The following is a 20,018-nucleotide window of genomic DNA, read 5'->3' on the forward strand; positions in this document are numbered from 1 at the left end:
AATGAAGCACCAACCCTGCTTCAAAATGAATCACATTCCGATGAGACAGAAGGATTTCCCGCCCGGCCGGACGCCGGGCGGCAAGGGTCACGCCATCACTTGGCGGCGTTGCGTGGCGTAATCAAGCCACGGTTCAGCAACAGTTCGGCGATCTGGATCGCGTTCAGGGCGGCACCCTTGCGCAGGTTGTCGGACACGACCCACATGTTGAGACCATTTTCGACCGTCGCGTCTTCGCGAATGCGCGAGATGTAGGTCGCGTCTTCACCGGCGCATTCGACGGGAGTGATATAGCCACCGTTCTCGTGCTTATCGATGACGAGGCAACCCGGCGCTTCGCGCAGGATTTCGCGCGCCTGATCGGCAGTGATCTCGTTCTCGAACTCGATGTTGACCGATTCCGAATGGCCGATGAAGACGGGAACGCGCACAGCGGTGCAGGTCACCCTGATCTTTGGATCGAGCATCTTCTTGGTTTCCGCAAGAACCTTCCATTCTTCCTTCGTATAGCCGTCTTCCATGAAGCTATCGATATGCGGGATGACGTTGAAGGCGATGCGCTTGGTGAACTTCTTGGCTTCGACCGGATCCGCGACGAAGACGGCCCGGGTCTGGGTGAAGAGTTCGTCCATGCCTTCCTTGCCGGCGCCGGAAACCGACTGATAGGTCGAAACGACGACGCGCTTGATCTTGGCAAAGTCATGCAACGGCTTCAGAGCCACGACCAGCTGCGCCGTCGAGCAATTCGGGTTGGCAATGATGTTGCGCTTCTTGAAGTCGACCACGGCATCCGGGTTCACTTCCGGAACAATCAGCGGCACGTCGGCGTCATAGCGCCAGGCGGACGAATTGTCGATGACGACACAGCCCTGTGCCCCGATCTTCGGCGACCACTTCTGCGAGATCGTGCCACCGGCCGACATCAGGCAAATGTCGGTGTTCGAGAAATCATAATGCTCAAGGTTCTGCACCTTGAGGACCTTGTCGCCAAACGAGACTTCGGTACCCTGGGAGCGGGCCGATGCCAGTGCGACGACTTCCGATGCCGGAAAACCGCGCTCGGAGAGGATGTTCAGCATTTCGCGACCGACATTGCCGGTGGCGCCTACGACTGCAATCTTGAAACCCATGTCAATGCTCTCTTTCTGTCTCTCCGCGGATGGTGAGGAGGAGGACTGCGACGGGTGCGCAACCTTCCTTGTCCCCGGCCGTGCCGGGGAGAGAGCGGTGGCCGAAGACGTCAGACGGTTTTCGTCGTCGTTTTGGCCTTGGTCGTGGATGCGAGAGAAATGCATGCGCCACCGGCAGCGGCGTGCTGCAGGTGGTTTGAGACCGCGAAGGGTTGCCCGAAAGCGTGCATGAACCGAATTCCTCTTCGCGGCGAGGGATTACAAGGTTTTTGCGGCGAGTCAAGCCGCGCGAGGAACGCCGGTGACGAAATCGCGAACCCAGGAGCGATTGGAAGCGACCCGGCGTGCTATCCGCCTGTCCCCATGACATTTCGCGGGCTTGCCCGGATTTCCCACCCATGGAACAAGAAGGCGTTTCTGCTCGGAGCATTGCATGGTCCTCGCTATCCGCGACTTAACACTCGAAGACCTTCCTTCAGTCACGGCCATCTATAAGGATGCCGTGCTGACGGGGACGGCGAGTTACGAACTTGATCCACCAAATCTCGCCGAGATGACGGGCCGCTTCACAGCGATTACCGCCAAAGGCTATCCCTATTTGGCCGCTATAGACGAAGCTGGCACGCTTCTCGGTTATGCCTATGCATCAGCCTTTCGCACGAGGCCGGCCTATCGCTGGCTGGTCGAGGATTCGATCTACGTGGCTGAAAAGGCACGCGGCCTCGGCGTCGGCAAGGCGCTCCTGGAGGGACTCGTGGCGCGCTGCGAAGCGCTCGGTTTTCGCCAGATGGTCGCCGTCGTCGGAGGTGCGAGCGAAGCCTCGGTCGCGGTCCACCGCTCCTGCGGCTTCACATTCGCCGGACGACTCGATGGCACGGGCTTCAAGCATGGGGTCTGGCTCGACACAATCTTCATGCAACGACCGCTCGGCGAAGCCCAGGCCACCATGCCGGACCTATCGAGCTATCCCGGAACACTTGCCTGACGGTTAGTCGAGGGCTTTCAGGCTCTTGTCGAAGACCTTCAGCACCTGTTTCAGATCATGGCCACGCTTGAGGATCCGACCGTCCGTTGCCACAACGGAGAAAGCACCCTGCTTGGCTGCTAGCTTCGGATTTTTCTCGATCCGGTAAAGCGGATACTCGCCAGCGCGCTTGAAGACGGAAAAGACCGCCTTGTCCTTCAGGTGGTCAATCGCGTAGTCCCGCCAATCGCCTTCCCCGACCATGCGGCCGTAAATCCAGAGGATCGCATCCAGTTCGCGGCGATGAAAGGTGACGGGGAGTGGATCGAGAGACTGTCGATATATTCCCAGGTCGACAACGCTCGCCGGGCTCTTGTCGGCACCATCGACTTCATGGCGCTGCCCTTCGGTCTGCTCGGTCATCAATGCTCCTCGAGCTTTCATTCATGACGGACGGATGACAGTGTGCCTGACATGGCCAAAATTGCAAGCTTGCGAGCCTTTCGTGAGCCACGGGGGCACCCGTTATGCTCAACGTCCGCGGTTGAGGAACCGGCTCAGCAAGAGATCCCGCAGCCGGGCGGCAATTGGTGACAGGCGCTTACCGTTCACCGTGATCAGGTGGTAGGGCGTGACCACGATCGGCGTATCGAGCTTGAGCGTGCAAAGGTCACCGACTGGCGTCTGCCGGCAGAGAAGATCCGAGACTTCACGCGACATCGGCGCGATCGCGTTGGACGAAGCGAGCATGGCGATCATCACGAGAAGGGACGTCGTATTGACGATGTTGCGTGGAATGGGCGCGCCTTCCTCGATGAACACACTCTCCACGGCGTGACGCAATGGAGTGCCCGGCGCCTGCATCACCCAGGGAAAATGTGCCATGTCGGAAACGTTGAGCCGATCGACGTTGGCCAGAGGATGCGTGCGGTGAACGACGATTTCGACTTCTTCCATCGTCGCACCCTCGACATGGAACTGACGTGCATCAATCCCCGGCGGGATACGCCCGAGCACGAAATCGTACTGCCCCGACAAGAGATCGCGGATCATCTCGCTGCTGGAGGCCACGTCGACATGAATATCGACGGTGGCAGCTTCCGCCTTCAGCGCCTTGATCGCTGGCACGACATAGCCGACGGCACCGCCGGTCACCGCACCAACGCGCACCTTGCCCGTCAAGCCTCGACGAATCGCGTCCACCTCCCGCGCTGCTTCGCGTATTTCCTCCAGCACGTTTTGTGCTCGCCGGATCAGGGCACTGCCGACTGCGGTCGGCTCCATGCCTTTCGGCGTCCGCACGAAGATCGGAGAACCGACATACCGCTCGATCTCGCCCAACATGCGGGAAGCTGCAGGCTGTGTGAGAGCAAGTGATTGAGCTGCAAGACTTAATTGTCCAAGCTCGGCAATCGAGCTGACGAGGCTGAAGTGCTTGGGCTGCAATCTGTAAATGTGGTTCTCTGCCATGAACGATATATCAACCACGGTATGCAGAAAGTCAAAATATTCATTTGATCGGTATATGGGGCGCGATAAGAGTCCCAACGGAGCTGGGGGCTGCTGCGTCAGCCGCTCGTTCTTGTTTTTCAGCGAGTGCCAGGAGGAGCTTGGCCTCGCACGGTATGACCAGGGAGGTTACCATGAAGAAACTTGGAGCCCTGATTGCATCTTTTGCAATCGGTATCGCATCCTTTACACCCTTCGCCTATGCACAGGACAAGGGCGTTGTCGGCATCTCGATGCCGACCAAGACGTCGACCCGCTGGATCTCCGACGGCGAGACCATGGAAAAGCTGTTCAAGGAAGCTGGCTATACGCCGGACCTGCAGTTCGCTGACGACGACATTCCGAACCAGCTCGCCCAGATCGAAAACATGGTCACCAAGGGTGCCAAGGTTCTCGTCATCGGCGCCATCGACGGCACGACCCTGTCCGACATCCTGCAGAAGGCTGCTGATGCCGGCGTCAAGGTCATCGCATATGACCGCCTGATCCGTGATTCGGGCAACGTCGACTACTACGCCACCTTCGACAACTTCCAGGTCGGCGTTCTCCAGGCCACCAGCCTCGTAGAAGGCCTCAAGGCCAAGTTCCCGGACACCAAGCCCTGGAACGTTGAACTCTTCGGCGGTTCGCCGGACGACAACAACGCCTTCTTCTTCTACGATGGCGCAATGTCGGTCCTGCAGCCCCTGATCGACAGCGGTGACATCGTCATCAAGTCGGGACAGATGGGCATGGATCAGGTCGGCACCCTGCGTTGGGACGGCACCGTCGCCCAGGCCCGCATGGAGAACCTCCTGTCCTCGACCTACACCGAAGACAAGCTGCATGGCGCCCTGTCTCCTTATGACGGCCTGTCCATCGGCATCCTGTCGGCTCTGAAGGGCGTTGGCTACGGTTCTGGCGACATGACCATGCCGGTCGTGACCGGTCAGGACGCCGAGCTGCCCTCCGTCAAGTCGATCCTGGCTGACGAACAGTACTCGACCGTCTTCAAGGACACCCGCGAACTGGCAAAGGTTGCCGTTTCGATGGTTGATGCGATCATGGGCGGCAAGACCCCTGAGATCAACGACGAAAAGACCTACAACAACGGTGTGAAGGTCGTTCCGTCCTACCTGCTGAAGCCTGTCGCCGTTGACAAGGCCAATGCCAAGGACGTTCTCGTCGGCGCCGGCTACTACACGGCCGACCAGATCGACAAGTAATCCTTCGGGTCACTCTCGGGTCCGCGAGTTATCGCGGGCCCATTTTCTATACGCATTGAAGGAGCTCGCGCCTTTGGCTTGACCTGTGTCGCCAATGGCTGCCGGAATTCTGCCCATGGACAACATCATTCTCGAGATGCGCGGCATCACAAAGACATTTCCGGGCGTGAAAGCGCTGGACAATGTCAGCTTCAAGGTGCGCGAGGGCGAAATCCACGCGCTCGTCGGCGAAAACGGAGCCGGCAAGTCAACCTTGATGAAGGTACTCAGCGGCGTCTACCCGGCCGGAACCTATGACGGCGACATCTTCTATGATGGCGAAGTGCGCCGCTTCAGCACGATTTCCGACAGCGAAGAGCTGGGCATCATCATCATTCACCAGGAACTGGCCCTCGTACCGCTCCTGTCGATCGCTGAAAACATCTTCCTCGGCAACGAAATCGCCAACAGCGGCGTCATTCAGTGGCCTCAGACCTTTGCGCGGACGAAAGAGCTGCTGGCAAAGGTGGGCCTGAAGGATAGCCCCTCCACCCGCATCACCGATATCGGCGTCGGCAAGCAGCAGCTGGTCGAAATCGCCAAGGCGCTGTCGAAGAAGGTCCGCCTTCTCATTCTCGACGAGCCGACCGCTTCGCTCAATGAAACGGATTCGGATGCCCTGCTCACCCTGCTGATGGAGTTCCGCAAGCAGGGCATGACATCGATCATCATCTCCCACAAGCTCAACGAAATTCGCAAGGTTGCTGACCAGATTACCATCCTGCGCGATGGCGGCACGGTCGAAACGCTGGACTGTCACACCCAGGAGATCACGGAAGACCGGATCATCAAGGGCATGGTCGGCCGTGACATGGAAGACCGCTATCCGCCGCGCGACCCGAAGATCGGCGACGTTCTGCTGGAAGTGAAGAACTGGAATGTCTTCCACCAGAACCACCGCGACCGCCAGTTCCTGCATGACGTATCGTTCAACGTACGTGCAGGTGAAGTTGTGGGGATCGCGGGTCTGATGGGTGCTGGCCGCACTGAAACCGCCATGAGCGTCTTCGGCAAGTCCTGGGGTCACAAGATCACCGGTGAAGTGCGGATGAACGGCAAACCGGTTGACGTGTCGACCATCCCCAAGGCGATCGACGCAGGCCTCGCCTATGTGACGGAAGACCGTAAGCATCTCGGCCTCGTCCTCCAGAACAACATCAAGGAAAACACCACGCTGGCCAATCTGGCCGGTGTTTCCAACGGTGCCGTCATCGACGACCGCAAGGAAGCCAAGGTCGCGACCGACTATCGTCAGAAGCTGCGTATCCGGTCGCATTCAATCTATCAGGAAGCAGTCAACCTTTCGGGCGGCAACCAGCAGAAAGTCGTTCTGTCGAAATGGCTGTTCACCAATCCGGAAGTTCTCATTCTCGACGAACCGACACGCGGCATCGATGTCGGCGCCAAGTTCGAAATCTACACCATCATCAACCAGCTTGCCGCCGAAGGTAAGGGCATCCTGATGATCTCCTCGGAGATGCCCGAACTGCTCGGCACCTGCGATCGCATCTACGTCATGAACGAAGGGCGCATCGTGGCCGAACTGTCCAAGGAAGAAGCAAGCCAAGAGTCCATCATGCGTGCCATCATGCGCTCTGGGGAGAAACACTAATGGCCATCGATACAAGAACCGAAACCCCCAAGGTCTCCGTGGGTGAATACCTGCGAAAGAACATCCGTGAATACGGCCTGTTGCTGGCGCTGGTCGTCATCATGCTGCTGTTTCAGGTGCTGACCGACGGCGTCCTGTTCCGTCCGGTCAATATCACGAACCTCGTGCTTCAGAACTCGTTCATCGTCATCATGGCGCTGGGCATGCTGCTGATTATCGTGGCGGGCCATATCGACCTTTCGGTCGGCTCGATCGTCGCCTTCATCGGCGGCATCTCGGCGATCATGCTGGTCAAATGGGGCTGGCATTTCTCACTGGTTGTGCCCCTGTGTCTGGTTCTCGGCGCCGCCATGGGCGCGGCCCAGGGTTACTGGGTCGCCTATCAGAAGATCCCCTCCTTCATCGTGACGCTGGCCGGTATGCTCGTCTTCCGCGGCCTGACTTATGTGGCGCTCGGCGGCCGACCGATCGGCCCCTTCCCGAAGGAATTCACCCTTCTGTCGACCGGCTTCATCCCGGACTTCCTGCCGCTGACAGATCCGGCCGTCTCGGGTATCGCAAACCATGTTGCGATCATTGCAGTGATCGCTCTCGTTGCACTGGCCATTTATTCCGGCATGAAGAACCGCCGACTGAATGATGAACATGGCAGCGAGAACGAGCCTTTCGTCTTCTTCGTCGTCCAGATGGGCATTATCAGCGCCGTCGCGATCTTCCTCGGCTATCAGCTCGCCACGTATCGCGGCCTGCCGAACGTTCTGGTCGTCATGGGCGTTCTGATCGCACTCTACTCCTTCGTCACGACCCGCACGACCATCGGCCGCCGCATCTACGCACTCGGCGGCAACGAAAAGGCAGCCAAGCTTTCCGGTATCAACACCGAGCGCCTGGTCTTCCTCACTTTCGTCAACATGGGCGTCCTTGCCGCACTGGCTGGCATGATCATCGCCGCTCGCCTCAATTCGGCAACCCCGAAGGCTGGCGTCGGCTTCGAGCTCGATGTTATCGCGGCCTGCTTTATCGGCGGTGCCTCGGCGTCCGGCGGCGTTGGCAAGATCACCGGTGCGGTCATCGGCGCCTTCATCATGGGTGTCATGAACAACGGCATGTCGATCATGGGTATCGGCATCGACTACCAGCAGCTCATCAAGGGCCTCGTGCTTTTGGCTGCTGTCTTCTTCGACGTTTACAACAAGAACAAAGCAGTCTGAGGATAGGCTTATGTTTCTCTCGCAATTGAAGACTGGCGGCGTCATTTGCCGCCAGGGTGAGGCCGCGCGCCTTGTCCCCGGTTACAACACCACCTACGACCTCGCCAAGGCAGCGATTGCTGCTGGAACGACGGTAGCAGACCTGATCGAAAAGCAGGGCGCCGGCGAAGCCGTCGAGCTTCTGGCGTTCGCCGCAGACGGCAAGCTCGATTGCCCGGTCCGTCATCCAGACGCAGCTCATATGTATCTGACCGGCACGGGCCTGACCCACACCGGATCGGCCTCCGCACGTGACAGCATGCATGCCGACACGGCCGGCATGAGCGACTCCATGAAGATGTTTCGCATGGGCATCGAAGGCGGCAAGCCGAAGCCCGGTGAAATCGGCGTTCAGCCGGAATGGTTCTACAAGGGCAACGGCTTCAACGCGGTAGCTCCCGGCGAAGACCTTGTCTCGCCCTCCTTCGCACTCGATGGCGGCGAAGAGCCTGAAATGGCTGGCTACTACATCATCGGCGAAGATGGCACGGCGCACCGCCTCGGCTTCTCGATCGCCAACGAATTCTCCGACCACGTGACGGAAAAGATCAACTACCTCTTCCTCGCACACTCCAAGCTGCGTCCGGCCTCCTTCGGTCCGGAACTGCGCGTCGGCGCCCTGCCCGACCATGTCGAAGGCACGTCGCGCATCATGCGGGCTGGCAAGACCGTTTGGGAAAAGCCGTTCCTGTCGGGTGAGGCCAACATGTCCCACACGATCGCGAACCTGGAATACCACCACTTCAAGTATGCGCTGTTCTGCCAGCCGGGCGATCTGCATGTGCACATGTACGGCACGGCAACGCTTTCCGTCGCTGATGGATTCGTCACGCAGGAAGGCGACGTCTTCGAAATCGAGTCCCCGCAATTCGGTCTTCCGCTGCGCAACCGCCTGGCAAAGGCCGCCGCAGAGACCGTCAAGGTGAAGATGCTCTGAGCGGATCGGTCTGCCGACCCGCCCATTTCCCAGAGACAGGACGAAAGCCATGAGCAAGTTCAAACCGGCGGCCTGGCCGCGCCAACTGAGATCCCAGCACTGGTATGGCGGCACGTCCCGCGACACCATCTACCATCGCGGCTGGATGAAGAACCAGGGACACCCGCACGACCTGTTCGACGGTCGCCCCGTCATCGGCATCCTGAACACCTGGTCGGACCTGACGCCGTGCAACGGCCACCTGCGCGAACTGGCCGAAAAGGTCAAGGCCGGCGTCTGGGAAGCCGGCGGTTTCCCGGTTGAAGTGCCGGTTTTCTCGGCGTCGGAAAACACCTTCCGCCCGACGGCCATGATGTATCGCAACCTCGCGGCACTGGCAGTTGAAGAAGCGATGCGCGGCCAGCCGATCGATGGTGCTGTCCTGCTCGTCGGCTGTGACAAGACCACACCGTCGCTCGTCATGGGCGCTGCATCGACCGACATTCCGTCGATCGTCGTCACAGGCGGCCCAATGCTGAACGGCTATTTCCGTGGCGAGCGCGTCGGTTCCGGCACGCACCTGTGGAAGTTCTCCGAAGCCGTGAAGGCTGGCGAGATGACCCAGGAAGAGTTCGTCGAAGCCGAAGCCTCGATGTCGCGATCCAGCGGCACCTGCAACACCATGGGCACCGCCTCCACCATGGCCTCCATGGTTGAAGCTCTCGGCATGGCCCTCTCCGGCAACGCCGCGATCCCGGCCGTCGACAGCCGCCGCAAGGTCATGGCGCAGCTCTCCGGCCGCCGCATCGTGCAGATGGTCAAGGACGACCTGAAGCCTTCCGACATCATGACCAAGGAAGCCTTCGAGAACGCGATCCGTGTGAACGGCGCGATCGGCGGCTCCACCAATGCTGTCGTCCATCTGCTCGCCATGGCTGGCCGCGTCGGCATCGACCTGACGCTCGACGATTGGGACCGCCTCGGCCGTGATATCCCGACGATCGTCAACCTGATGCCGTCGGGTAAGTACCTGATGGAAGAGTTCTTCTATGCCGGCGGCCTGCCCGTCGTGATCAAACGCCTCGGCGAAGCCGGCAAGCTGCACAAGGATGCACTGACCGTCTCCGGCGAAAGCATCTGGGACGAAGTGAAGGACGTCCGCAACTGGAACGAGGACGTCATCCTCCCGGTTGAGAAGGCTCTGACCCAGCAGGGCGGCATCGTGGTTCTGCGCGGCAATCTCGCGCCGAAGGGCTGCGTGTTGAAGCCGTCTGCCGCTTCTGCCCATCTGATGAAGCATCGCGGCCGCGCCGTGGTCTTCGAAGACATCGACGACTACAAGGCGAAGATCAACGACGAGGCGCTCGACATCGACGAGACCTGCGTCATGGTCCTGAAGAACTGTGGCCCGCGCGGTTATCCGGGCATGGCCGAAGTCGGCAACATGGGCCTGCCGCCCAAGGTGCTGCGCAAGGGCATTACCGACATGGTCCGCATCTCCGATGCCCGCATGTCCGGCACAGCCTACGGCACCGTGCTCCTGCACACCTCGCCGGAAGCCGCCCGTGGCGGTCCGCTGGCGATCGTTCGTGATGGCGACTTCATCGAGATCGACGTCGATGCCCGCAAGGTCCATCTCGACATCTCGGAAGAGGAAATGCAGCACCGTCTGGCTGACTGGCGCCCCTCGGTCGAGCCGCCGGCAAGCGGTTACGCCCGTCTCTTCCACGATCACGTCGAGGGAGCCGATACCGGCGCCGACTTCGACTTCCTGAAGGGTTGCCGCGGCTCGCCGGTCGGCAAGGACGCACATTAAGGATCGGACGATGGCAGATCGTATTCCGCTCGCACTTGTCGGCATCGGCAAGATCGCCCGCGACCAGCACATTCCGTCGATCGCTGGTGGTAACGACTTCGTCGTTGCCGCCGGCGTGAGCCGCCATGGCAAGGTCGAGGGTGCTGAAAACTTCACCGACTTCGATGCTTTTTTGGCCGCGCGCCCGGATATCAAGGTCGTCTCGCTCTGCACACCGCCCGAAGTCCGCTTCGACATGGCAAAGGCTGCGATCGCGGCCGGCCGCCATGTATTGATGGAAAAGCCGCCGGCGACCACGCTGGGAGAAGCAGAGGCCCTCAGCAAAATCGCTGCCAAGGCCGGTGTCACGCTCTTCGCCACCTGGCATTCGCGCTTCGCCCTCGGCGTCGAGCCGGCAAAGCAGTGGCTGTCGGACAAGATCATCCAGTCGATTTCGATCGTCTGGAAGGAAGATGTCCGCCGCTGGCATCCCGGCCAGGCCTGGATCTGGGAGCCGGGTGGCTTCGGCGTCTTCGATCCGGGCATCAACGCCCTGTCGATCCTGACCGAGATCGTGCCTGGGCACATCCTGGTGCAGAAATCGACACTGGAGTTCCCGGAGAACAAGAAGCAACCCATCGCCGCTTCCATCGCCATGCGGACCGTTGAAGGCGCGCCTATCACAGCCGAATTCGACTGGCGACAGGAAGGTCCCCAGACCTGGGACATCACCGTTCAGACAAATGAAGGCGAGCTGCGCCTTTCAAAGGGCGGCTCGGAACTCTATATCGGAGGCAAGGAGCAGGCGTCGGGTCCGGATCGTGAATATGCCGGGATCTACGAGCGCTTCGCCAAGCTTATCCGCTCTCGCCAGAGCGACACTGACTATCAGCCGCTGCGCATCGTGGCGGATTCGTTCCTCTGCGGAGAGCGGAAAGTCGTCGCTCATTTTGAAGACTGATATAAAAAGGAGGCCCCTCCCATGGCCTATACGCCGACTGGAAAACACCTGATCGCCGGCAACTGGATTGCCAGCACGGATACCTTTGCTTCGTCACCCGCAACGGGCGCGTCTCACACCTTCTCGAAGGGTACACCCGCACTGGTCGACCAGGCCGCAAAGGCAGCCGAAGAGGCCTTTGAAACCTACGCCTACTCGACCCGTGATGAACGCGCCGCCTTCCTCGAAGCAATCGCCGAAGAAATCGACGCACGCGGTGACGCCATCACCGAAATCGGCTCTCAGGAAACCGGCCTGCCGGAAGCCCGCCTGATCGGCGAGCGTGGCCGCACGGTCGGCCAGTTGCGCCTGTTCGCCGCCCATATCCGCAACGGCGACTATCTCGACCGTCGCCACGACGAAGCCCTGCCCGACCGCAAGCCGCTGCCACGCCCGGACCTGAAAATGATCCAGCGCCCGATCGGCCCGGTTGCCGTGTTCGGTGCTTCCAACTTCCCGCTCGCCTTCTCCACGGCCGGTGGTGACACGGCTGCCGCGCTCGCCGCTGGTTGCCCGGTCGTCGTCAAGGCACACGATGCCCATCCGGGCACCGGTGAAATCGTGGCGTCCGCCATCGATGCCGCGATCAAGCGCACAGGCGTCCATCCGGGCGTCTTCTCGCTCGTACATGGCGGCAGCCGTGACGTCGGTCAGGCGCTCGTTCAGCATCCGCTGATCAAGGCTGTCGGCTTCACCGGCTCGCTTGGCGGCGGTCGCGCACTCTTCGATCTCTGCGCTCAGCGTCCGGAACCGATCCCCTTCTTCGGCGAGCTCGGTTCGGTCAACCCGATGTTCATGCTGCCCAAGGCAATCGCCACCCGGGGCGAGACCATTGCCAAGGGCTGGGTTGGATCGCTGACCATGGGAGCCGGCCAGTTCTGCACCAATCCAGGCATCGTCGTGCTGCTCAAGGGCGCCGACGCCGACAAGTATGTCGAAACGGCGACGGAAGCCCTCTCGGCTGTCGGCCCGCAGACCATGCTCACCGACGGCATCGCTGACGCCTATCGCAAGGGTGCAACCAGGATCGCCGGCACGGAAGGCGTTCGCTCGGTTCTCACCTCCACCTGTGACCTGCGCAATGCCACGCCTTACCTGTTCCAGACCACAGCCAAGGATTGGCTCGACAACCACGTGCTCGGCGAAGAAGTGTTCGGTCCGCTCGGCCTGATCGTGATTGCCGATAGCGAAGACGAAATGGTTGCAATGGCCCGCAGCCTTTCCGGCCAGCTCACCGCTTCGATCCATCTCGCCGAGGGTGACGAGGCGCTCGGCAAGCGGCTGATGCCGATCCTGGAGCGCAAGGCTGGCCGCGTGCTCGCCAACGGCTTCCCGACCGGTGTCGAAGTGGCGGATTCGATGGTGCATGGCGGCCCCTACCCGGCCTCCACCAACTTTGGAGCGACCTCGGTCGGCACGCTGTCGATCCGTCGCTTCCTGCGGCCGGTCTGCTTCCAGGACATTCCGGCAGCCCTGCTGCCGGTCGATCTGGCCTGAGGCAGACGCAGTGCCCGCAAAGCCGTTCGCCGCCCTGGTCGATTGGGGTACCAGCAATCTCCGCCTCTGGCTGGTCGACAGCCAGGGCGCGGTCCTCGCCGAGCGGCAATCGGCAGAAGGCATGGGTGGCCTGGACCGCACAGCCTATCCCGCAATACTCGAGGGCCATCTTTCGGCCCTCGAAGCCGCGCAAGACCTGCCCGTGGTCATTGCCGGCATGGCCGGTGCACGCACGGGCTGGCGTGAGGCGCCCTATGTGGCAACGCCAGCCCCTTTGATCGGCCTCTTCCAGCACGCTGTCGTCCCGGAAGGTGCCAGCCGTCCCGTATATATTCTGCCAGGCGTCTGCCAGCGTGAAGATGGCCATTATGATGTTATGCGAGGCGAGGAAACACAGCTCGCAGGAGCTCTGGAGCAAGGCCTGGACAATGCCCTGTTTTGCCTGCCAGGCACGCATTCAAAGTGGGCCCTCGTTGAAAACGGACACATCAGCCGCTTCTCGACCGTGATGACGGGCGAGCTCTTCCATTTGATTAGCCGGCAATCGATTCTGCGGATGTCCGTACCAGAAGATGGTGATGCCGAAGCCGATCCAGACATTTTCGACGCAGCGGTGGATGCCGCCCTGGCATCGGGTTTTGCCCTGACATCAACCCTCTTCTCCATCCGGGCCGAGGGCTTGCTCTCGCAAGGCACGAAGACCAATGCGACGGCGCGCCTATCGGGACTGCTGATCGGCGCAGAAATTGCTGCGATTCAGTCGGATCTCAAGCGCTACGGAAAAGCCTATCTGATCGGCACCGGCAAACTGACCCGCCTTTATGCCCGCGCGATTGCGAGAGCCGGTGGCGAGGCCATCATGCTGGATGGCGGACTGCTGGTCCGCCGTGGATTGCTGGCCTGCGCCATTTCGCTGTTCGACCACGAATTCAAGGAATAGAACGATGACATCCTCCGTCGCCTGGCCGTCCCTTCGCCGCAATCTGGTGGCCATCCTGCGTGGCATCAAACCCGAAGAAATCGAGTCTGCCGTGGACGTCCTCGTAGATGCCGGCTTTGAAGCGATCGAGGTCCCGCTCAATTCGCCCGATCCCTTCCAGTCGATTGAAAAGGCGCGGAAGCTGGCACCGGACAATGTCTTGATCGGCGCAGGCACGGTGCTTGAAGTTGCCCAGGTCGACCGTTTGCATGGGGTTGGTGGCAATCTTCTTGTAACCCCCAATGTCGAGCCCGACGTGATCCGTCGTGCAGTCAGCCACGGCATGGTCACCATGCCGGGGGTCTTTACGGCCACGGAGGCTCTGCTTGCCGCCAAGAGCGGCGCTGCGGCGCTAAAGTTCTTTCCCGCCAGCGCACTCGGCCCAGGCGGCATCTCCGCCATCAAGGCCATCCTTCCGCCGCAGCTGCCGATTGGCGCGGTGGGTGGTGTCTCGGAAACCAATTTTTCGGATTACTGGAAGGTGGGCGTTCGTGCATTTGGCCTCGGCTCAAGCCTGTACAAGCCAGGCGATTCGTCCAGCGTCATCGGCGAGAGAGCCGTCAAGGCTGTTGCGGCCTACGATGCGCTACTGAACTGACCGAAGTTCGATCCAGCATATGGCGCCGTCGGGAACACCCGGCGGCGTTTTTTGTTGTCTTGCGCGGACAGTCACTGTGACATTTGTCACGCACCGAAGCAGATATTTTGCGCAGGCCGCATTTTGAACAAACGCGCGCCGTTTTTTGCGATAAAGTATAACTAACTTGGTTGGCGCGGTGCGCCAAAACGGTCCGGTCAGGCGCATTGACCCCTTACCCCCAGCCCCCCAGTGCTTCGGGCCGGACCACACCAGGTTTCCCCTCACATCAGAAATTTGTCGGCCGCCCTTTCATGACGGTTGCACCAACGATGCCGGAAGGATTCCCCTCCTCGTCGGCGCTCTGAAGCAATACGGCACATCCGTCGCTCTTATCGGAACTGATCACTCGCGCGGGCAAGGTGATATCGATCGGCTCGCCATTCCACATGCCGACGGTCTGCACATCGGTTACGCTGTGCCAATAATCCACGCTTTTTCCGACATTTTCGCCCTTCAGCATTTCTACCGTCTGGTGCTCACGAAAATAGACCACGACGACATTCGCCTTACCTGTGCCGCTGCCCACCGAGATAGACAGCTGGTCGCCGTTTTGCGACGCCTTGACCGGCACCACCAAGCCCTGCCCGGAAGCCTGCATCCCATCCAGCCGCCGGTTCAATTCGGCGGAGTCGGTTCCCTTGAGGTGGTCTCGCCCATTCAGGACCGCCTGGGGTGTATAAACACCGCTACGGCCGAACGTCTTGGCATAGGCATATTGGCGATCCGTGTTCTCGGCCGTTCCCAATGTGTCAGCCCAGCCCAGGTAGTTCCAATAGTCGACATGATAGGAAAGGGCGACAACATCGCCCTGGCGCACCAATTGCTCGAAAGCACGGTCGGCAGGCGGGCAGGAGCGGCATCCTTGCGAGGTGAAAAGCTCGATTACGCCTTTCGGCTGAACAAAGGTCCCGGCCTGCGCCTGGAACGGCGACACCGCCAGCAGTAACGCTAGGCACGTGGCACGGTAGATCCGCTGGCACTTCGAAACGGGTTGCATGTTCACCTGCAGCATTTGTCTGACTTGGGCTTCAACCTTAGTGGTGCACTTGATAGCTCCTTAGCCCCCATGCGCAAAGTCACGATGGGGTGAAACTTTCGTCACTGCCACCTCCAGACGCCCAGATACAAAAAAGGCCGCCGGTTGCCCGGCGGCCTCGCATGTACAATCAAAAAATGTCAGGCAGCGAGGTCGCGCAGAACGGTCTGCAGGATGCCGCCATTGTTCATATACGTGACTTCGTCGAGCGTATCGATGCGGCAGAGCAACGGGACATCCTTCACGGTGCCGTCGGAGTAGGTGATCTTGGCGATCTTCTTCTCACGCGGCTTGATCTCGCCTTCGAGACCCTCGATCGTGACAATCTCGTCACCCTTGAGGTTCAGTGAAGCCCAGCTGGTGCCGTCCTCGAAGGTAAAGGGCACAATGCCCATGCCAACGAGGTTCGAACGGTGGATACGCTCGAAGGACTGCGCGATGACCGCCTTGACGCCAAGCAGATTGGTGCCCTTGGCAGCCCAGTCACGCGACGAGCCATTGCCGTATTCCACACCGGCGAAGATGACGAGCGGAACGCCCTCCTGCTTGTACATCATCGCTGCATCGTAAATCGACAGCTCTTCCTTGGACGGATAGTGGATGGTGTAGCCACCTTCCTTGCCGTTCGGGCCAAGCATGTGGTTGCGGATGCGGATATTGGCGAAGGTACCGCGCATCATCACTTCGTGGTTGCCACGACGCGTGCCGTACTGGTTGAAGTCGGCAACCGCGACACCATTGTCGGTCAGGTATGCGCCTGCCGGAGAGGCTGCCTTGATCGAGCCGGCCGGCGAGATGTGGTCGGTGGTGATCTTGTCACCGAAGAGACCGAGGACGCGGGCGCCCTTGATGTTCTTGAGGCCGGAACCGCTCTTGCCCATGCCGACAAAGTAAGGCGGGTTCTGCACATAGGTCGACTTGTCGTCCCATGCGTAGGTCTGGCCGGCGGGTACCTGGACGGCCTGCCAGTTGGCGTCGCCCTTGAACACGTCGGCATACTTCGACTCGTAGAGTTCGCGCGTAACGTATTTCAGGATAAATTCCTGAATCTCATGCGAGGTCGGCCAGATGTCCTTGAGATAGACCGGGTTGCCGTTCTGGTCTTCACCGAGCGGCTCGGTCGTCAGGTCCTTCTGGACCGTGCCAGCGAGCGCGTAGGCGACGACCAGCGGCGGCGACGCCAGGTAGTTGGCCTGGACGTCAGGCGAGATTCGGCCTTCGAAGTTGCGGTTGCCCGACAGGACGCCAGCAGTGATCAGGCCCTTGTCGTTGATCGTCTTGGAGATCGGAGCCGGCAGCGGGCCGGAATTGCCGATGCAGGTGGTGCAGCCGAAGCCGACCAGATTGAAGCCCAGGGCATCGAGCGACGTCTGAAGGCCAGACTTGGCCAGATACTCACCGACGACCTGGGATCCCGGTGCCAGCGAAGTCTTCACCCATGGCTTGGTCTTCAAGCCCTTGGCGACGGCATTGCGTGCCAGAAGCCCTGCCGCAATCAGCACGCTCGGGTTCGAGGTGTTGGTGCACGAGGTGATGGCCGCAATGGCGACATCGCCATGACCGATGTCATAGTCGGCGCCTTCAACCGCGAAGCGATTGTTCAGCTGGCCAGGCTTCTTGTAGTCGTTTTCGAGTGCGGTTGCGAAGTTCGGCGCAATGGTTTCGAGCGGCAGGCGGCCTTCCGGACGCTTGGGGCCGGCCATCGACGGCACGACGTCACCGAGATCCAGTTCAAGCGTGTCGGTGAAGACGAGGTCCGAACCATCCCCTTCGCGCCACATGCCTTGTGCCTTGGAATAGGCCTCGACCAGCGCGATGCGATCCTTGGTACGGCCCGACATGGTCAGGTAGTTGATGGTTTCGCCATCGACCGGGAAGAAGCCGCAGGTTGCACCGTATTCCGGGCCCATGTTGCCGATGGTTGCGCGGTCGGCGAGCGACATCGAATCGAGGCCGGGGCCGAAGAATTCGACAAACTTGGACACAACGCCCTTCTTGCGCAGCATCTGCACGACGGTCAGGACGAGGTCGGTCGCGGTGACGCCTTCCTTCACCTTGCCGGTCAGCTTGAAGCCGATGACTTCCGGCAGCAGCATGGAGACCGGCTGGCCGAGCATGGCGGCTTCGGCTTCGATACCACCAACGCCCCAGCCCAGAACGCCCAGACCGTTGATCATCGTGGTGTGGCTGTCCGTGCCGACGCAGGTGTCTGGGTAGGCCGTCGTTTCGCCGTCCTCATCCTTGGTCCAGACGGTCTGGCCGAGGTATTCCAGATTGACCTGGTGACAGATGCCCGTGCCCGGGGGAACGACGCGGAAGTTCTTGAATGCCTGCTGGCCCCACTTCAGGAAGCGGTAGCGCTCGCCATTGCGCTCGTATTCGAGTTCAACGTTACGGGCAAAGGCGGTCGGCGTGCCGAACTCGTCGACGATGACCGAGTGGTCGATGACGAGGTCGACGGGAACCAGCGGATTGATCTTTTCCGGATCACCGCCGAGGTTCTTGATGCCGTCACGCATGGCAGCGAGGTCGACAACGGCCGGAACGCCGGTGAAGTCCTGCATCAGAACGCGAGCCGGGCGATAGGCGATTTCGGCTTCGGTCAGGCCCTTGTTGACGAGCCATGCGGCGACGGCCTCGATGTCGGCCTTGGTGACGGAGCGACCGTCCTCGTTGCGCAGAAGGTTCTCGAGAAGGACCTTCATCGAGTAGGGAAGCTTTGAAACGCCGGCAAGGCCGTTCGCTTCGGCTTTCGGGATGCTGTAATAGACATAGTCCTTGCCGTCGACGGTCAGGACCGACCGGCAATTGAAGCTGTCGAGAGATTTAGCCACGGATAGAAACCCCGCTTGATTCTGATAGCCAACACATTCGTGCGGACGCCTATGCACTTCATGCACATCAGGATGCGGGTACGACCATTTCCGCTGTCCGCCCGTGGAAATCGCTTTCGACGATCTACAAGTTCGGCACAAGGATGAACTTCACGCCGGCCGCTGGCGTGGTTGCAGGTCTTATAGATAATTTCTAAGAAAGGTGCCAGACCGACAAAGGGCGAAAACAAGATTTTTTATGAGGCAGGCCTCATCCTGCCGGAAAGCGACCATGATCAGGCTCGAAGCCGAAAGCCTCTCGGCGCGCCGGGGGGAGGATCTGATTTTTGTTAATGTTTCCTTTACGTTGGCTTCCGGGGATGCCTTGGTCCTGACAGGCCGGAACGGCTCGGGAAAATCAACCTTGTTGCGCGTCGTCGCCGGTCTGTTACGCCCGGAAACAGGTAGCGCCATTTGCCTGTCGGACATGGATGCAGAGGCCCGCCCGGCCGGGGAATTCAGCCACTATCTTGGTCATCGGAACGGCATGAAGCGGGAACTGACAGTCGCGGAAAATCTTGCTTTCTGGAAATCCTACCTGGGTGACATCGAGGGAGGACAAAGCCTCGATATCGAAGAGGCGGCAGATGCCGTAGAGCTCAGTGGGATCACCCATCTCCCGTATGGTTATCTCTCGGCCGGACAGCAGCGCCGATTCGCCATGGCGCGGCTTCTCGTCGCGTATCGACCGATCTGGATTCTGGATGAACCAACCGCAGCCCTTGATCGCCGAGCGGATGCGATGTTCGAAGACCTCGTGAAGGGTCACCGCGAAGCGGGGGGCATCGTGATTGCCGCCACGCATCAGCCGCTTGGCATGGAAGGCGCGCAGACACTGGAAATGTTGGGCTTCGATGGCGTCGACACGGAGTATTCCGCATGATGGCGCTTTTCCTCCGGGATCTGAAGCTCTCGGTTCGCGCTGGGGGCGGCACCCTTGTGGGCGTCCTCTTTTTCACCACGGTGGTCGCCGTTATACCCTTCGGGGTCGGACCGGATCTTAATCTCCTGTCCCGCATCGGCCCGGCCATCGTCTGGATCGGCGCACTATTGTCAGCCCTGCTCGGGCTCGATCGCCTGTTTCAGGCAGAGCGCGACGATGGGTCCCTCGATATTCTGCTGATGCAGGAGACGCCGCTGGTGCTGACCATTCTGATCAAGTGCCTCGCCCACTGGGTGGCAACGGGGCTCCCACTTGTCCTTGCCTCTCCCCTCCTCGGTCTCTTTATGAACATGGATGAAATTGCCATTGGTGCCGTGATGCTCACCCTGCTGGTCGGATCACCGGCAATCACTTTTATTGGCGCGGCGGGTGCTGCCGTGGCTGTCGCCCTGCCCCGCGGCGGCCTCCTCGTCTCGATCCTGGTCCTGCCATTGGCCGTGCCGATCCTGATTTTCGGAGTGAGCGCATCCTATGCGGCCGTGGAAGATCCCGCGCCTTTCATGCCTCCATTCCTGTTTCTGACGGCCATCACCCTTCTCTTCGCCGTGATCGGCCCCGTTGGCGCCGCTGCTGCCTTGCGAAACTCGGCTGACTGAGCCAACCCGGATTGACCAGGATCAATTGCAGGGG

17 protein-coding genes are annotated in these 20,018 nt (G+C 60.5%); 12 read left to right on the forward strand and 5 right to left on the reverse strand.

Features of this window, described 5'->3' with window-relative positions; all coding sequences use genetic code 11:
* Window positions 1-95: 95 nt before the first annotated feature.
* Window positions 96-1,130, reverse strand: coding sequence for an aspartate-semialdehyde dehydrogenase (locus tag DMY87_RS10540; RefSeq protein ID WP_110791253.1), 1,035 nt, complete (start codon window positions 1,128-1,130; stop codon window positions 96-98).
* A gap of 433 nt (window positions 1,131-1,563) precedes the next feature.
* Between DMY87_RS10540 and DMY87_RS10545 the strand changes: the two genes are divergently transcribed.
* Window positions 1,564-2,115 carry a GNAT family N-acetyltransferase gene (locus DMY87_RS10545; protein ID WP_110791254.1) on the forward strand — a complete coding sequence of 184 codons (552 nt, stop codon included), beginning with the start codon at window positions 1,564-1,566 and terminating at the stop codon, window positions 2,113-2,115.
* A 3-nt stretch (window positions 2,116-2,118) separates the two neighbouring features.
* Here the strand turns inward: DMY87_RS10545 and DMY87_RS10550 are convergent, their stop codons facing one another.
* Window positions 2,119-2,517 (reverse strand): DUF2794 domain-containing protein, encoded by a 399-nt coding sequence (locus tag DMY87_RS10550; RefSeq protein ID WP_110791255.1) that lies wholly within the window; start codon window positions 2,515-2,517, stop codon window positions 2,119-2,121.
* 108 nt (window positions 2,518-2,625) lie between these two features.
* A complete protein-coding gene (locus DMY87_RS10555) occupies window positions 2,626-3,564 on the reverse strand; it encodes a LysR family transcriptional regulator (RefSeq protein WP_110791256.1) in 939 nt (312 codons plus the stop codon).
* 173 nt (window positions 3,565-3,737) lie between these two features.
* On the opposite strand from DMY87_RS10555, the gene chvE reads away from it, so the two are divergent.
* From chvE to DMY87_RS10600, 9 genes are all read left to right on the forward strand, one after another.
* Complete coding sequence (gene chvE, locus DMY87_RS10560; protein ID WP_110791257.1) at window positions 3,738-4,808, forward strand: multiple monosaccharide ABC transporter substrate-binding protein; 1,071 nt, start codon at window positions 3,738-3,740, stop codon at window positions 4,806-4,808.
* A 115-nt stretch (window positions 4,809-4,923) separates the two neighbouring features.
* A complete protein-coding gene (mmsA, locus tag DMY87_RS10565) occupies window positions 4,924-6,459 on the forward strand; it encodes a multiple monosaccharide ABC transporter ATP-binding protein (RefSeq protein WP_110791465.1) in 1,536 nt (511 codons plus the stop codon).
* Window positions 6,459-7,670 carry a multiple monosaccharide ABC transporter permease gene (gene mmsB, locus DMY87_RS10570; RefSeq protein ID WP_110791258.1) on the forward strand — a complete coding sequence of 404 codons (1,212 nt, stop codon included), beginning with the start codon at window positions 6,459-6,461 and terminating at the stop codon, window positions 7,668-7,670. Before mmsA ends, mmsB begins: the two co-directional genes overlap by 1 nt.
* A 10-nt stretch (window positions 7,671-7,680) precedes the next feature.
* On the forward strand, window positions 7,681-8,646 hold the full coding sequence (gene araD1 / locus DMY87_RS10575; RefSeq protein ID WP_110791259.1) for an AraD1 family protein: 966 nt from the start codon (window positions 7,681-7,683) through the stop codon (window positions 8,644-8,646).
* 49 nt (window positions 8,647-8,695) lie between these two features.
* The gene (gene araD / locus DMY87_RS10580) at window positions 8,696-10,441 is read left to right on the forward strand and encodes an L-arabinonate dehydratase (RefSeq protein WP_110791260.1); all 1,746 of its coding nucleotides are present in this window, start codon (window positions 8,696-8,698) and stop codon (window positions 10,439-10,441) included.
* A gap of 10 nt (window positions 10,442-10,451) precedes the next feature.
* The gene (locus DMY87_RS10585; protein WP_110791261.1) at window positions 10,452-11,381 is read left to right on the forward strand and encodes a Gfo/Idh/MocA family protein; all 930 of its coding nucleotides are present in this window, start codon (window positions 10,452-10,454) and stop codon (window positions 11,379-11,381) included.
* A 21-nt stretch (window positions 11,382-11,402) separates the two neighbouring features.
* Window positions 11,403-12,917, forward strand: a complete 1,515-nt coding sequence (locus tag DMY87_RS10590) for an aldehyde dehydrogenase (NADP(+)) (protein ID WP_110791262.1) — start codon at window positions 11,403-11,405, stop codon at window positions 12,915-12,917.
* Window positions 12,918-12,927: 10 nt separating this feature from the next.
* Entirely contained in the window at window positions 12,928-13,857 is a 930-nt protein-coding gene (locus DMY87_RS10595) for a 2-dehydro-3-deoxygalactonokinase (RefSeq protein WP_110791263.1), read from the forward strand.
* A 4-nt stretch (window positions 13,858-13,861) separates the two neighbouring features.
* Entirely contained in the window at window positions 13,862-14,494 is a 633-nt protein-coding gene (locus tag DMY87_RS10600; RefSeq protein WP_110791264.1) for a 2-dehydro-3-deoxy-6-phosphogalactonate aldolase, read from the forward strand.
* A gap of 268 nt (window positions 14,495-14,762) precedes the next feature.
* Here DMY87_RS10600 and DMY87_RS10605 read toward each other — a convergent pair whose 3' ends face one another.
* Together DMY87_RS10605 and acnA are read right to left on the reverse strand one after the other, a co-directional pair.
* Window positions 14,763-15,533: a DUF1223 domain-containing protein gene (locus tag DMY87_RS10605; protein WP_110791466.1), complete on the reverse strand. Its 771-nt coding sequence runs from the start codon at window positions 15,531-15,533 to the stop codon at window positions 14,763-14,765.
* Between the two features lie 179 nt (window positions 15,534-15,712).
* Window positions 15,713-18,406, reverse strand: a complete 2,694-nt coding sequence (acnA, locus tag DMY87_RS10610; protein WP_110791265.1) for an aconitate hydratase AcnA — start codon at window positions 18,404-18,406, stop codon at window positions 15,713-15,715.
* Window positions 18,407-18,680: 274 nt separating this feature from the next.
* On the opposite strand from acnA, the gene ccmA reads away from it, so the two are divergent.
* Window positions 18,681-19,328: a heme ABC exporter ATP-binding protein CcmA gene (gene ccmA, locus DMY87_RS10615; protein ID WP_110791467.1), complete on the forward strand. Its 648-nt coding sequence runs from the start codon at window positions 18,681-18,683 to the stop codon at window positions 19,326-19,328.
* Complete coding sequence (gene ccmB / locus DMY87_RS10620; RefSeq protein WP_110791266.1) at window positions 19,325-19,984, forward strand: heme exporter protein CcmB; 660 nt, start codon at window positions 19,325-19,327, stop codon at window positions 19,982-19,984. Before ccmA ends, ccmB begins: the two co-directional genes overlap by 4 nt.
* Window positions 19,985-20,018: the final 34 nt, after the last annotated feature.

The organism is Peteryoungia wuzhouensis, from assembly GCF_003205195.1.
In the GTDB taxonomy this organism is placed as follows: domain Bacteria; phylum Pseudomonadota; class Alphaproteobacteria; order Rhizobiales; family Rhizobiaceae; genus Allorhizobium; species Allorhizobium wuzhouense.

Bases quoted from the DNA above. Each gene is read 5' to 3' on its own strand.
- chvE (WP_110791257.1), top strand. From the start codon at position 3,738: ATGAAGAAACTTGGAGCCCTGATTGCATCTTTTGCAATCGGTATCGCA.
- DMY87_RS10540 (WP_110791253.1), bottom strand. From the start codon at position 1,130: ATGGGTTTCAAGATTGCAGTCGTAGGCGCCACCGGCAATGTCGGTCGC.
- DMY87_RS10605 (WP_110791466.1), bottom strand. From the start codon at position 15,533: ATGCAACCCGTTTCGAAGTGCCAGCGGATCTACCGTGCCACGTGCCTA.
- araD (WP_110791260.1), top strand. From the start codon at position 8,696: ATGAGCAAGTTCAAACCGGCGGCCTGGCCGCGCCAACTGAGATCCCAG.
- DMY87_RS10555 (WP_110791256.1), bottom strand. From the start codon at position 3,564: ATGGCAGAGAACCACATTTACAGATTGCAGCCCAAGCACTTCAGCCTC.
- araD1 (WP_110791259.1), top strand. From the start codon at position 7,681: ATGTTTCTCTCGCAATTGAAGACTGGCGGCGTCATTTGCCGCCAGGGT.
- DMY87_RS10590 (WP_110791262.1), top strand. From the start codon at position 11,403: ATGGCCTATACGCCGACTGGAAAACACCTGATCGCCGGCAACTGGATT.
- mmsB (WP_110791258.1), top strand. From the start codon at position 6,459: ATGGCCATCGATACAAGAACCGAAACCCCCAAGGTCTCCGTGGGTGAA.
- ccmB (WP_110791266.1), top strand. From the start codon at position 19,325: ATGATGGCGCTTTTCCTCCGGGATCTGAAGCTCTCGGTTCGCGCTGGG.
- mmsA (WP_110791465.1), top strand. From the start codon at position 4,924: ATGGACAACATCATTCTCGAGATGCGCGGCATCACAAAGACATTTCCG.
- DMY87_RS10550 (WP_110791255.1), bottom strand. From the start codon at position 2,517: ATGACCGAGCAGACCGAAGGGCAGCGCCATGAAGTCGATGGTGCCGAC.
- DMY87_RS10545 (WP_110791254.1), top strand. From the start codon at position 1,564: ATGGTCCTCGCTATCCGCGACTTAACACTCGAAGACCTTCCTTCAGTC.
- DMY87_RS10600 (WP_110791264.1), top strand. From the start codon at position 13,862: ATGACATCCTCCGTCGCCTGGCCGTCCCTTCGCCGCAATCTGGTGGCC.
- DMY87_RS10585 (WP_110791261.1), top strand. From the start codon at position 10,452: ATGGCAGATCGTATTCCGCTCGCACTTGTCGGCATCGGCAAGATCGCC.